Source organism: Denitratisoma oestradiolicum (assembly GCF_902813185.1).
Taxonomy (GTDB): Bacteria; Pseudomonadota; Gammaproteobacteria; order Burkholderiales; family Rhodocyclaceae; genus Denitratisoma; species Denitratisoma oestradiolicum.
On sequence record NZ_LR778301.1, the window covers coordinates 2680201 to 2694101 of the forward strand.

Genomic DNA, 13901 nt, shown 5'->3' on the forward strand with positions numbered 1-13901 from the left:
CCCCCGCTCAGCCGGCCAACGTCCCATGAGGCTCATGCCGACCGGGCCGGCACCGGTTTGGCGCCGGTGGACTGGCCCCGCCAGGGGCGGATGCCGATGCGGGTGTCCTGCACCGCCGTGCCCGCCTGGTACTTGCTGTTGCCGTGGTGCAACTGGGCGGTGCCACCGGCCATGTGCAGGGGGTTGATGAGGCCGGGGATCAGCCATTTGAAGGACTGGTGATTGGGGAACTGGTGGGGCTCCCAGGCATGGTAGTAATAGGCCACGCCGGGCCGCACCATGGTGGAGAACTTGATCCGCATCCGCACCGAGCCGTAGTCGTTGTGGATCTCGGCGTAGTCGTAATCCTTGACGCCGATCTTTCCGGCATCCGCCGGGTTGATCCAGACCTGGGGCTCTCCCCGCTGCAGGCGCAGCATCATCGGCGTGTCGCGCCAGGTGGAATGGATGGACCAGCGGGCATGGCAACTGACGAACTGGAAGGGATAGTCGCCCCCCGCCTTGGGGCTGGGCTTGTGGGTGGGCAGCTGTTCCCCCAGTTCCAGGAACCAGGGATGGTCCATGAAGCAGGAGATCCGGCCGGTGAGCGTGGGCCAGGGCTCCTTGTGCTCGGTAAAGGCCGTAAGAGTGTTCAGCACGCCCTTGCCCTTCCAGTCGGGGTTGTAGGTGTAGGCCGGCGACACATTCATGCCGGTGGCCACGTAGCGGGCCGCCCCCACGGTTTTCAGTTGCTCCAGGGTCATGCCCTTGGTCGCCGAGCTCTGCTCGATGATGTCGCTCAACACCCGCTCCGCATCCTTGGGTCCGAGGGTCCCCTCGCAGCTATAGCGCTGGTGCAGGGTCTTCCAGTCCGTGGGCCGGTGGCAGCCGTTGAGGACCGGCAGCTTGCGCGCCTTGGCGATGCGCTCGATGTCCCGCGAGAGCAGCCAGTAAATCTCGAATTCGTCCTTGGATTCCGCCAGGGGCTGGATCGCCTGGTCGCAGTAGTGGAGGTAGGGCGCATAGGCCATGGTGTATTTGATGCCCACCTTCTCGTACCAGCCCGCCGCCGGCAGAATGTAGTCGGCCTGGGTGCCAGTGAAGGAGAACTTGGGATTGATATCCACGATCAACTCCATGTCATCCCACATATTGGCCATCAGGTACTGGGGCAGGTTGTTGCGCCGAAGTAGGTTGGAGCCGCCGGTGAGAAAGACCTTCGGCGCCCCCGTGCGGGGGAAGTCCGGCTCCCAGCCCTTGCGCGTGGATTCCTCGTGATAGGCCGCCAGGGGACGGGGCAGCAGATGATCCTCTTCCTTGGCGAGAGGCTCCTTGATGCCCTGGTAGCGGTAGTCGATGGCCGTCACGGTGCTATAGCAGACCACCTCGGTCTCGAAGCGCCGCTCCCCTTCCCGGGCCACCTGGTTCTCGGTCTTGCGCTTCATGGTGATGTCCATGGCCACGTCGAAGAGCTCCTTCGGCGTCATCAGGTTCAGGATCACTCCCAGCCGGCCGCTGATGCCATCCTTCTCCACCTGCATCGCGTTGCCGAAACCCTCCAGATCGATGAAACCGGTGCTCTGGAGCCCCGCCCCCTTGCGGCCGATGGCGCCCTTGAGCATCAGGCAGAGAATCTTGCTGCGGTTCATCAGGTCCGAATGCATGTAACGGTTGGAGCCCCAGGACGACAGCACCATGGGCCGCTTGGCCCTGACCCAGCCGTCGGCGAAGGCACGGATCTGCTCGACGCTCAGGGTGGTGACTTCCGCCGCCCGTTCGAAGGTCCAGAGCTCCAGGCTCTCCTTGAGCAGGGAGCCGATCGTCGCCAGCAGCACCTCCTGGCCGTCCTTCAACATGATTTTCCAGCTGCCCTCGATAGGCGGCTCGAAGTCCAGTCGGGTACTGATGCCGCCGGCCCCTTCGCAGCCCGGCGCGGGCACTGGGCCGCCCTGTTGCGGATGCCAGAGGTAGAACAGGTTGTCCTTGCCGCCCTCCTTGATGTCCGCCTCCCGCAGCATGCGCCCGGTGTCCATCCGCACCAGGAAGGGCAGATCGGTCTGTTCCCGCACATAGGCGTGGTCGATGGCATCCTTTTCGAACAGGTGGCGGGCCACCGCCAGGCCGAGCGCGGCATCGCTGCCCGGCGTCACCGGCAGCCACTGGTCGGCATGGATCGCGGTGGCGGAGTAGATCGGATCGATCACCACCAGTTCGCTGCCCTGGTAACGGGCTTCGTAGAGGAAATGGGCGTCCGGGATCTGGGTCACGGACGGGTTCATCATCCAGACCACCAGGAAGTCGGAGAGGAACCACTCGTCCGAGGAGCCCCCCACATGGGCCAGGCCCAGTGACATCAGCGCCCCCAGGTTGAGGTCGCCGATCTCGGCCCACATGTCGGCGAACATGCCGCCGGCCATCAACTGGAACTTGAAACGCCCGGCGGTGGTGGGCCCGTTGTCGTAGTTGGGTCCCAGGTCCTGGTAGATCGTCTCGGGCCCCCACTTCACGGCGGCGTCCACGCATTTTTCAGCGATCTCCGCCATGGCCTGGTCCCAGCTGATCCGTTCCCACTGTCCGGAGCCCCGCGGGCCCACCCGCTTCAGGGGCACGCTGGTACGGGAGGGACCGTACATCACTTCCGTGTAGCAGGCCCCCTTGTTGCACCCCCGGGGATTGAAGTCCGGCACGCCGGGTTCGGACTGGTCGTAAGTGGCGCTCTGTTCCTCCCGCACCACCACGCCATCCTTGACGTAGAGATCCCAGGCGCAGGCCGAGCGGCAATTGGCCCAGCCGTGGGAGCCCTTGGCGATCTTGTCCCAGGTCCAGCGCTGGCGATACAAATCCTCCCAGCTATTGAGCTTCGGGGTTCCCCTGGGACCGAGCCGGACACTGGCCCCCGCCTTCAATCGATAGTGAAAGAATGGGATTCCGACCGCAGCAACCGCACCGCCGGCAGCCGCCAACCAGAGAAAACGACGACGGGACTGGTTTTGAGTCGATGCATCCATGGCGATCACCCTGACACGTGTATGGATCAAATCCTAACACGTGTACGGTATGCGGCAATAATACCCCACCCCCTGGACAACCCATTTCAGGCAGCAGGACTCTCCGCCGCATCGGCGTCACCGATATTTATTACCCGGAATGGGGAACTCACCCCCAACCAGAGCGTCGCGGCCCGTGTCGGACATGACACACTGCGCATCCGCGCAAGACTTAGCCTATTGCAATTGACCGAGGAGACATTCGTGTTCGAGGCACTCGACATCAGCACCCCCAACTGCACCATCGAGAAGCAAGGCCCCATCATGGTGGTCACCCTCAACCGGCCCGAGGCCAAGAATGCTCTCTCCAGCGCCATGCTCGTCGGCATGTACCGGGCCTGGCGGCGGCTGGACGAGGATCCCGAGCTCTATTGCGCCATCCTCACCGGCAAGGGCGACACCTTCTGCGCCGGCATGGATCTGAAGTCCGGCCCCGGCGGCGGCGACGCCGGCGAGATCCAGACGCTGATGAAGTCAGTCCCCGACCTGCACTGGCAGGCCCTGCTGCGCCACAACCAGCCGAAGAAACCGGTAATCCTGGCTGTCGAAGGTTATGCCCTGGCCGGCGGCACCGAGATTCTCCAGGGCACCGACCTCCGGGTGGCGGCGGAGGATGCGGTGTTCGGCATCACCGAGTGCAAGCGGGGCCTGTTCCCCCTGGGGGGCTCCACCATCCGCCTGCGCCGTCAGATCCCCTATGCCTTGGCCGCGGAAATGCTGCTGTTGGGCCGCCATGTCAGCGCCCAGGAGGCCCTGCAATGGGGGTTGATCAACCGCGTCGTGCCCAAGGGCCAGGCCCTGGCGGCGGCGCTGAAGATCGCCGAGGAACTCTGCGAGAACGCCCCGCTGTCGGTCCAGGCGATCCTCAAGTCCTTGCGCGAACACCAGCAGGACCTGCCCGAAGCCGAGGCGCTGCGGAAAGAGGAAGCCCTGGGATGGCCGATCTTCTCCACCCAGGACGCGAAGGAAGGCATGCTGGCCTTCAAGGAAAAGCGCCCGCCGAAATACATCGGCAAATAAGGCACGTCCCGACCACGAGAGAGCAAAGCCATGATCCGCTACGACTACGTCAAGACCCGCCGCGAAGACCTGAAGCCCTATCCGGAAAACGCCAAGGGCCTGACCCGGCTGTTCATCAAGACCTTCACCCGCATCAATGTCTGGGTCTATCGCCTCAGCAAAGGCCGCTGGATGAATACCTTCCCAGGCGGCTTTCCGATCTGCCTGGTCACCACCACCGGCGCCAAGTCAGGCAAGCCGCGCAGCATCGCCCTGATCCACCTGCCCCTGGGCGACAAGAAACTGATGGTGGCCTCCCAGGGCGGCGCCGACACCCACCCCACCTGGTACTACAACGTCAAGGCCCATCCGGAAGTGGAGATCCATTTCGGCGCCGAGCGCCGCCGCTACCGCACACGCCAGGTCAGCGACGACGAGAAGCGCGAGCTCTGGCCCCACCTGCTGTCCCTCTACCCCGCCTTCGACGAATACCAGGCCCGCACCGACCGCAACATCCCGGTGTTTGTTTGCGAGCCGGTTGGCTGAATCGGGCCTGCCGGATTTCTTCGATGGGGCTCGACCCTTAGTGGCCAATCGCAACCAAGAAAAGCGGACGTTCAGCGTTTGAATTCTCGGCGGTGATCCATAGATGGACAGCCGCCGCTGATATGCGCCAGCCACGCCCCGCCCAAACTATTCCGGCCTTCCCTCGCGCAGCAGCCCGCTTCCCACACGGGAAGCGGCTTCACCCCATCAAGCGCCCGTCAGGCGCTGCTCCGCCGTCGCCTTGGCCCAACGGTAATCGGCCTTGCCCACCGGGTTGCGTCGCACTTCGTCGACGAAGATGATGTCCTTGGGCACCTTGTAGCCTGCCAGGCGCTGGCGGCAGTGGGCCTTCAGGGCATCGGCGTCCTCCGCCCGGTCGGGGCGCAGGGCGACGACCGCGACGACCTTCTGGCCCCAACGGCTGTCAGGCACCCCGACCACCAGGGCGTCGAAGACGCCGTCGAAGCTGCGCACCGCTTCTTCCACTTCCTCGGTGAACACTTTCTCGCCGCCGGTGTTGATGCACTGGGAGTTGCGGCCGAACATGGTGATGGAGCCGTCCTCTTCCTGGCGGGCAATGTCGCCGATCAGCACACAGCGCTGGCCCTCGATCTGCACGAAGGTCTCGGCGGTCTTTTTCGGGTCCTTGTAATAGCCCAGGGGCAGGTAGCCCTTGCGCACCAGGATGCCGGTTTCCCCAACCTTGCCGAAGCGTACGCCATCGATGGCCACCGCATTTTTGGCATCCGGCTTGAGGCGGATCAGGCCGTCGCCCTCGGGCTTGGCGCCGGTGCCCACCTGGCCGGATTCGGAGGAACCCATGCCGTTGGAGAAGATCGCATTGGCGGGCAGGTGGGCCTTCAGGGCATCCCGCACGTGGTCCGAGAACAGGGCCCCGGCCGAGGAGACAACGAAGATCGAGGAAAGATCCCAGCGGCCGGGATGCTTCTGCAGCGCATCCGCCAGGGGGATGCACATGGCGTCGCCGACGACCATGATGATGGTCACCCGCTCCCGCTGCACCATGTCCAGCACGTATTCGGCATTGAAATCGGGCCGGCCGTTCAACACCACCTTGTGGCCGGAGAGCAGACCGATCATCGTGGCCCAGAAGCCAGCGCCGTGCATCAGGGGGCCGCAGGCCATATGCACGACGGGGAAGTTCTCCCGCACCCGCTCCGCCAGTTCCTCGGGCGTCGTCACGGGCCCTTGGGGACAGAAGTTGCCGCCGCCGCCGAAGCCGCCGAAGAACACGTCCTTGTGGGTCCAGATCACGCCCTTGGGCATGCCTGTGGTGCCGCCGGTGTAGAGCAGGAGGGTGTCGCTGTCGGCCCGCTGGATGCCGGTGATGTCCGGCCCGCTGCGGGACATGGCGTCCTCGAAACCGACGGCCTGGGGCAGCAGGCCCTTGCCTGTGCCCAGCCGCACCAGTATCTTGCAGGCGGGCGCTGCATCCAGGGCCGGCGCGATGATGTCTTCCAGGCCGCCTTCATAGACCAGGGCCTTCAACTCGGCGTTGTCGTAGACGTAGCGGGTTTCTTCCACCGTGTAGCGGTAATTCACGTTCACCGGCACCGCCCGGATCATGAAGGCGGCAATGCTGGCCTCCATGAATTCGATGCAGTTGTAGGCATGGATGCCGATGTTGTCGCCGGGGCGGAGGCCCTGGGCGTGGAGGTAGCGGGCCAGGGCCGCCGAGCGCTCCATCAACTGGCGGAGGGTGCGCCGTTCGTCGTTGCAGACCAGGGCTTCCTGGTCGGGCTTCACTTCGGTGACGATCTCCAGCAGATCGGCCAGATTGAAACTGCGCTGGGTCATTCCTGTTCCTCCTTGGTTATTCGTATCGATGCCATGCCGTCCATCAGAGCACCAGCTCCGCCAAGGTGCGCAGGGTGGCCTCGTCCATGCGGGGGCCGTTGATCAGCAGGGTGGTCACCGGGGATTCCCGCCAGGCCTGGAGCCGCTCCTTGATCCGCGCCTTCGGGCCAGACAGGGTGATCTCATCGGCAAACTGGGTGGGCACGTACTGGATGGCTTCTGCCTGCCGGCCCGCCAGGAAGCACTCCTGGATCTTGTTGGCCTCGGCCTCGAAACCCATGCGGCACATCAGGTTCTTGTGGAAGTTGTGTTCCTGGGAACCCATGCCGCCGATGTAGAAGGCCAGCATCATCTTGGCCGGCAGCAGGGCCTTTTCCAGGTCGTCATCGATATTCACCAGAACCAGGGGCGCGATCTCGAAGCCGGGCCTGGCCTCCTTGAGCTGGTCGGCATAGACCTCCTGGCGGAAGGGGCTGTAATAGACGGGCAGCCAGCCATCGGCGATGCGGGCGGTCTGGCTCACGTTCTTCGGTCCTTCGGCCCCCAGGTAGATGGGCAGGTCGGCCCGCAGGGGATGGACGATGGGGCGCAGGGGTTTGCCCACGCCGGTGGCGCCGGGCCCCGTGTAGGGCAGCGGGTAATGGGGCCCGGCGCTGCTCACCGGCGCCTCCCGGCGCAGCACTTGGCGCACGATATCCACGTACTCGCGGGTGCGGGCCAGGGGCTTCTCGAAAGGCTGGCCGTACCAGCCCTCCACCACCTGGGGGCCGGAGACCCCCAGGCCCAGGATCATGCGCCCGCTGGAGAGATGGTCCAGGGCCAGGGCCGCCATGGCACAGGCCGTCGGTGTGCGCGCCGAGAGCTGGGCAATGGCGGTGCCCAGCTTGATCTTCGAGGTATGGGCGCCAATCCAGGCCAGGGGCGTGAACACGTCGTTGCCCCAGGACTCGGCGGTCCATACCGAATCGAAGCCCAGGGATTCGGCGGTGCGGGCGATGCCCACATTGCCGTCGGCGGGGGGCTTGGCGCCCCAGTAGCCGAGTTGCAGTCCAAGTTTCATCTTATGTCCCTAACATGAAATGCAAAAATTCCGAGAAACCTGACAATCCGCCCCTCGTCATTCCGGCGAAAGCCGGAATCCAGCCACCGATCTGGACCCCGGCCCCGGATTCAGGCATTCCGGGGTGACGTTCCTGCGCCGGGGTGACGGGTTTCATTATCAAGAGTGGCACCTGCCACCATAGCCGTTAAAGAAACCGGGCAGGTACGAAGGTGTTGCGGCCTTTGTCGCTGACCACGCTGCCTTCCGTGTTCAGGGGTTCGCCTTCCATCAGCCATTGCAGGATATCGGGGCGGTCCTGGGGCGTGTTGGCGACAAAGCGGGCATCGTCCGCCAGCAGGCGGCCGATGATCACGCCCCGCGCGGGCACGCCTTTTTCGCAGATCACCGTGTAGGTCTCGATGCGCGCCGGGCCGCTGGGGGCCAGCTCCACGCGGGGCGAAGGCACCGCATCCAGCTCGGCCTGATAGACGGCCGGATCTTCCCGCTGCCATGGACCTGTACCCGGCTCGGTAGAGTAGATGCCCACCGACTGCTTGGACATGAAGCCGCCGTTGCCAGTGACCAGGCCGTACTTGCCGCGGCCCCGGCGCAGCCATTCCACGGTCTCGGCGATGGAATGCAGCACGTAGGCGTTGCCCGGCCCGCCGAAGAAGGGCAGGCCGCCGGTCACGGTCAGGGGACGGGGGTCGCCCTCCCGCAGCCCCAAGGCGTCGCAGCCCAGTTCTACCGCCGCAGGGAAGCAGCTGTAGATATCGAAGAAATCCACCTGATCGATGCCGATCCCGGCCTGGGCCAGGGCTTTTTTCGCGCACAGGGCCAGGGCCGGCGAGCTGTGGAAATCGATATGGTCGGTGGTGCGCATGCGCGCCTTGGCGTCGCCGCAGCCCCGCAGGAAGACCCAGCGCGAGGGATCGATGCCCAGGGCCCGGGCGGTGCCGGCGGAAGTGAGGATCACGGCGGCCGCCTCGTCCACCCGGTCGTTGGCGTTCATCACCTTGGTGTAGGGAAAGCTGATCAGCCGGTTGTCGGGGCCGGGCGTGGCCATTTCCGCCGCAGTCTTGGCGCTGGGCGCGGCAGCCAGGGGGTTGGCCAGGGCGATCCTATTCAGACCCGCCCACAGTTCGCCCAGCACCTTCTGGTGCTGGGCCACGGTGCGTCCCTTCTGGCCGCGGATCGCGTTCTCGAACAGGGGGTACGACCAAGTGGGCAAGCCCACGCCGTGGGGAAATTCGTAATCCAGGGCGACCATGTCGTCGCCCTGGCCCAGATCCACCATGTCGCCGGGGGGATCCTCGTTCCAGTCGAGCTTGATGCCGGCGCGCACGGCTTCCGCGGTGATGCGCAGTGACTCGCCGCCCGCCAGCAGCACGGTCTTGGTTTCGCCCCTGGCGATGGCTTCGGCGTAATCGTTCACCATCTTCTGGGGCAGATTGCCGCCGACGCCGGAATAGATCACCTGGGGTGGATCAATCCCCAAGCGCCAGGTAAGCGAGCGGGGTGGCTTGGTGGAACGGCCCAGCGGCGAGGGCGCGAAGCCCATGTCCGCGAACAGCTTGAAGAACACCACCGTGTCGATCGCCTGGCGCAGCGCCTCGCCCTGGCCGGAATCGGCCAGGGCCTTCCTGGCCGCCTCGGCCACCAGATCGGACGGGGCGCAGGGAAGCGAAGGATCGAAGGTCCTGGGGCAGTGCTGGCCAACACCGACGATGACGGGAGTGGAATCGGGAACGGAATGCATGATGATGTTCCCGCGCCTCAGGCGAAGCCCATGTGGCGGGCGGCAAAGTCGAGCATGACCTCCTCGGAGCCACCGCCGATGGCGTGGGGCCGCACATCGCGGTAGATGCGCTCGATCTTGCAGCCGCGGATGAAGCAGGCGCCGCCGAGGATCTGGGCGCATTCGCGGGCCACGTTCTCCAGGGTGCGGGTGGCCTGCACCTTGGACAGGGAGAGCATGGCGAAATCCAGCTTGTCGTGCATCATGGCCCACACCATCTGGTCGGCCAGGGCCTGGGAGGCAGCAATCTGGCGCATCATCTCGGCGAACTTGTGGCGGATCACCTGATTCTTGATCAGGGGCTTGCCGAAGGTTTCCCGCTGGCAGGCCCAGTCGTAGGCCTCCTCCACCGCGCAACGGGCATAGGCGCAGGCACCAGCCGCCAGGCCCGCCCGTTCGTTGTTGAGGTTCTTCACCGTGGCGAGGAAACCCATGTTCTCGGGGCCGAGCAGATTCTCGGCCGGCAGTTCCACGTCGTCGAAATACAGGGTGGCCGTGTCGGAACAATGCCAGCCCATTTTCTTCAGCTTGGTCTGGGTGAAACCGGGCATGCCCTTTTCCACCAGGAACAGGCTCAGGCCGTCGGGACCGGGCCCGCCGGTGCGGGCGCAGACCGTGTAGTAGTCGGCCCGCATGCCGTTGCTGATGAAGGTCTTGGAGCCGTTGAGGATCCACTTGTTGCCACGCTTCTCGGCCCGGGTCTGGATCGCCGCCAGGTCGGAACCACCGGAGGGCTCGGTCAAGCAGATGGCCATCAGCTTGCGGCCGGCCAGCACGTCCGGGGCGATGCGGCGCTTCATCTCCTCGCTGCCGAACTTCATGATGGGCACCAGGGCCACGCCGTGCATGAACAGGGCGGCGGTCAGACCGCTGGAACCGGACTGGGCCAATTCATTGGCGGCGACGATACCGTGGAAGGCATCCACCCCCTCGCTGATGCCGCCGTATTCCTCGGGGAAGCCCAACTGGATGATGCCCACCTCCGCAGCCTTGACGCTCAGTTCCCGGGGCACCTCCTCGTCATCCTCCCACTGGTTGATGTAGGGATTGACCTCTTTTTCCACGAACTTGCGGACCGTCATGGCCCACTCGTCGTGGCTCTCGTTGTAGTAGGGGGACTGGGCGCGCCATTTGTCGAACAGATGCAGTGCCATGATTTTCTCCTTGCGTTGGGCCGGTCAGGCCACATTCCTGGAATGCAGTGCGGCGATTTCCTCATCGCCGTAACCGAGGGATTTCAATAGCTCATCGTTGTGCTCACCCAAGGCGGGCGGATTACGGTCCACGGAGAACTGGTAGCCGCTCATCTTCGCGGGGAAGGCGAACTGGCGGTAGGGCTTGCCTTCCGGGCTCAGCCCTTCGTGCACCATGCCCCGGGCCCGGGTCAGCGGATGTTCCAGCACTTCATCGAGACGCAGCACCGGCGTGGCGCAACCGTCGACGGTAAACAGCAGTTCCGACCACGCCTGGAGGCTGCGGTCCTTGATCAGCGCCGCGATCTCGGCCTTGGCTGTTTCTCCCTCGGCGCCCAGTGCCCAGCCCTTGGCCATCAGGTCGGGCCGCGCCACTGCCGTGCAGAAGGCCTGCCAGAACTGGGGTTCCAGGGCGCCCAGGGCCACGTGACGGCCGTCGGCAGTTTCATAGACACCGTAGCAGGGCAGCCTGCCGTTGGTGTAATCCTCGCCCCGTGGCAAGGGGCGGCCATTGCCGAAGGAGTCCATGGTGGACAGGCCCATGACCATGCAGGCCAGGGCCGCATCGGTCATGGAAACATCGACGAAGCGCCCCTGGCCGCTGCGCTGGGCATCCACCAGGGCCGCCAGAATGGACATGGCAGAGGTAAGAGAGCCGCCGGCGATGTCGGCGATCTGAAAGCCTCCCGGTGCCGGCGGCCCACCGGCGGCACCGCTTTGCTCCAGTACCCCGGACAGGCTCTGGTAGTTGATGTCGTGGCCGCCGAACTCGCGGAAGGGGCCGTCCTGGCCGTAGCCGGTGATGGCGCAATAGACCAGACGCGGATTGAGGGCGGAGAGCGCCCCGTAACCCAATCCCAGCTTGTCCATCACGCCGGGACGGAAGCCTTCCACCAGCACATCGACCTCCTTCACCAGGCGCCGAATAATGTCGATGCCCTCGGGCTGACGCAAATCCACGGCCAAAGATCGCTTGTTGCGGTTCACCTTGAGGAACATCTGGGAAGTGGAGCCGTCGGGCGTGGGCCGGGACAGGTCACCGCCCTTGCGGTTCTCGATCTTGATGACGTCGGCCCCCAGATCCCCAAGATGCTGGGTGCACAAGGGACCGGGCAGGTACTGGGAAAAGTCCAGGATGCGGATGCCGGAAAGCGGTTTTGTTTCCTTCGTCATCACATCACGCCTTGCCGTCGAGCAAGCCATTCAGGCGTTCCAGGGTATCCACATACTCGTTGAGCAGGCGGAAGACCACTTCCTTGCTGGACTCGACTTGATTGATCTGGCCGATCACCTGGCCGCAGGGATTGAAGATCACCTTACGGGTATCGGCCACCCCGGCATAACGGGAGGTGCGGCGGATGGCATCAGCCGACACCAAGCCCTGCAAGGGCATGCCCAGGGGCTTGGGATTCTCAGGCGCCTCCCAGGCCTCGGTCCAGTCGTTGCGCACCATGCGCGCCGGCTTTCCGGTCCAGGAACGGGAGCGCACCGTGTCTTCAGAGGTTGCCTTGAGCAACTCCTCCTTTTGGGCCGGCTCGGCATGAGCCTCGGTGACGGTCAGCCAGAGGGAGCCCGTCCACACGCCGGCACAGCCCATGGCCAGGGCCGCCGCCATCTGGCGGCCATTGCCGACACCACCGGCTGCCAACACCGGCGTGGGCGCCACGGCATCCACCATCTGAGGCCAGAGCACGATGGAGCCGATGTCGCCGGTATGGCCACCGCCCTCCGCGCCCTGGGCGATGATGATGTCTACCCCCGCCGCCTTGTGTTGCAGGCCCTGCTTGATCTTGCCGCAGAGGGCCGCCACCAGCCGGCCGGAGGCGTGGATCTCGTCGATCACTTCCTGGGGCGGCGTGCCCAGCGCGTTGGCCACCAGACGCACGTTAGGCCGTTTCAGGGCCTCTTCCAACTGGGGCCGGGCGGTGGCCTCGGTCCAGCCGATCAGGCCCATCTCGCTGTCATCCGGCCACTCGGGGACACCGTGGTCCTTGAGAATTTTCGCAGCGAAATCATGGTGACCTTGAGGAACCATGGCCTTGAGCTTTTGCTCCAGTTGCGCGGGATCGGCCTGGCCGATACCCTCGTATTTCTGGGGGATCACAATGTCCACGCCATAGGGCTTGTCACCGATGTGGGCGTCGATCCAGTCGAGTTCCTCCTTCACCTGCTCGACGCTGAAACCAACCATGCCCAGGACCCCCAGGCCGCCAGCCCTGGAAACCTCGACCACCACGTCGCGGCAGTGAGTGAAGGCGAAGATGGGAACGTCGATGCCAAGCATTTCGCAGACATTGGTACGCATGTGTCGAACTCCAGTACATGTAAGGTGAACCGATCATAAGGTTCCCCCTGCACAAAATTTGACCAAAACACCCATCATGGGTAGTTTGACGCCTTCACCCGGGACTTCAACGATGCCACGCACCCCACCCCATCCCCGCAGCCCCTCCGTCAGCCTGGGATATCTCGCCGCCCAGACAGTGAACACTGAAACGGACCGCATGATCCTGAGTACGTTTGCCGGCAGCTTCACCCAGGAGATATTGCGCCGCGCCTACCGTATGTTCGACGGGGACCTGACGCTGTTTTTGGTCTTCGGCGAAATTGCCCAGTACAACGTGGCGCGGGCCATGCGCAGCCTGAACATCCAGGAAATTGCGGCATCAGCCCTGAACCGCAATGATGTGCTGCGGGCCTTGCAGGAAGAGCAGGTGGCCCCCTGTAATGCCCTGTCCATCAGCGAAGCCACTGGCATTCCCCGGGAAACCGTGCGCCGCAAGGTGAAGGAACTGCAAAAGCGGCAGATGCTCTACCGGGAGGGGCCACGCAAACTGACCCTGACGCCCCATGCCATCGAGCATTTCTATAACGCCGGCCTGGACGTGATGCAGGATTTTCACGAGACGGCCCGCATCATTCGGATTCTTCAGGAAGCCCTGAACCGCAGGGATGGATCCGTGACGTCCGGGGTAGGCACCAGACGCTAGTCAGGCGCCCTACATTATGTGAGCCGCTCAAAGCGGCTTGTTTCTCACGCTGAAGTCGGAACTGGATGCGCTGGTAGCCACACCCGGTGTCCGGGATCATCGCCGCTGCTGTCCGGGACCGGCAGGTCTTCGGCCACGCGGAAATCGGCATTCGCTGAAATCCGGCCGGTTTCAGCGGAGAGGAAGCATTGAAAAACCCGGAAAACGTCCACGCCCGTCACTGAATCACGGCGTCCGGGCAACAGGTTTCGGGAAAATTACGGTGCATCGCACACGACATCGATTGATGGACAGTTGGACGGGGCAGGCAGGCAGTTCGCTGCACGTTCTTCTACGGGGCAAATCCAAAGAGGTATGCGGAGGTAGCGAACCAGGCTGTCGGTGCCACAGGAAAAACAAGAGCCGCACCAACAAGACACGACGCAGCAAATAGCCAGTATTTCTTAGTCGAAGCAAATACTGTTGGCCATGCCGGCCACGCCCAAACCA

Annotated in this window: 10 protein-coding genes; 3 read left to right on the top strand and 7 right to left on the bottom strand. The window is 64.3% G+C overall.

What is annotated here, in order from left to right; translation table 11 throughout:
• Window positions 1–32: 32 nt before the first annotated feature.
• The gene (locus tag DENOEST_RS12160; RefSeq protein WP_145771097.1) at window positions 33–2987 is read right to left on the bottom strand and encodes a molybdopterin-dependent oxidoreductase; all 2955 of its coding nucleotides are present in this window, start codon (window positions 2985–2987) and stop codon (window positions 33–35) included.
• A gap of 243 nt (window positions 2988–3230) precedes the next feature.
• Here DENOEST_RS12160 and DENOEST_RS12165 point away from each other — a divergent pair, with 243 nt between their 5' ends.
• Together DENOEST_RS12165 and DENOEST_RS12170 are read left to right on the top strand one after the other, a co-directional pair.
• Entirely contained in the window at window positions 3231–4046 is an 816-nt protein-coding gene (locus DENOEST_RS12165; protein ID WP_197970606.1) for a crotonase/enoyl-CoA hydratase family protein, read from the top strand.
• A 30-nt stretch (window positions 4047–4076) separates the two neighbouring features.
• Window positions 4077–4571, top strand: coding sequence for a nitroreductase family deazaflavin-dependent oxidoreductase (locus DENOEST_RS12170; protein WP_145771099.1), 495 nt, complete (start codon window positions 4077–4079; stop codon window positions 4569–4571).
• A gap of 207 nt (window positions 4572–4778) precedes the next feature.
• On the opposite strand, the gene DENOEST_RS12175 is transcribed toward DENOEST_RS12170, so the two are convergent.
• From DENOEST_RS12175 to DENOEST_RS12200, 6 genes are all read right to left on the bottom strand, one after another.
• The gene (locus tag DENOEST_RS12175) at window positions 4779–6389 is read right to left on the bottom strand and encodes an acyl-CoA synthetase (protein WP_145771100.1); all 1611 of its coding nucleotides are present in this window, start codon (window positions 6387–6389) and stop codon (window positions 4779–4781) included.
• Window positions 6390–6432: 43 nt separating this feature from the next.
• Complete coding sequence (locus tag DENOEST_RS12180; RefSeq protein ID WP_145771101.1) at window positions 6433–7449, bottom strand: LLM class F420-dependent oxidoreductase; 1017 nt, start codon at window positions 7447–7449, stop codon at window positions 6433–6435.
• Between the two features lie 187 nt (window positions 7450–7636).
• Window positions 7637–9190: an acetyl-CoA acetyltransferase gene (locus DENOEST_RS12185; RefSeq protein WP_145771102.1), complete on the bottom strand. Its 1554-nt coding sequence runs from the start codon at window positions 9188–9190 to the stop codon at window positions 7637–7639.
• A 17-nt stretch (window positions 9191–9207) separates the two neighbouring features.
• Window positions 9208–10383, bottom strand: a complete 1176-nt coding sequence (locus DENOEST_RS12190; protein WP_145771103.1) for an acyl-CoA dehydrogenase family protein — start codon at window positions 10381–10383, stop codon at window positions 9208–9210.
• Window positions 10384–10407: 24 nt separating this feature from the next.
• Window positions 10408–11595, bottom strand: coding sequence for a CaiB/BaiF CoA transferase family protein (locus DENOEST_RS12195; RefSeq protein WP_145771104.1), 1188 nt, complete (start codon window positions 11593–11595; stop codon window positions 10408–10410).
• A gap of 4 nt (window positions 11596–11599) precedes the next feature.
• Window positions 11600–12727 (bottom strand): nitronate monooxygenase, encoded by a 1128-nt coding sequence (locus DENOEST_RS12200; RefSeq protein WP_145771105.1) that lies wholly within the window; start codon window positions 12725–12727, stop codon window positions 11600–11602.
• A 112-nt stretch (window positions 12728–12839) separates the two neighbouring features.
• Here DENOEST_RS12200 and DENOEST_RS12205 point away from each other — a divergent pair, with 112 nt between their 5' ends.
• Entirely contained in the window at window positions 12840–13412 is a 573-nt protein-coding gene (locus tag DENOEST_RS12205; RefSeq protein ID WP_145771106.1) for a hypothetical protein, read from the top strand.
• Window positions 13413–13901: the final 489 nt, after the last annotated feature.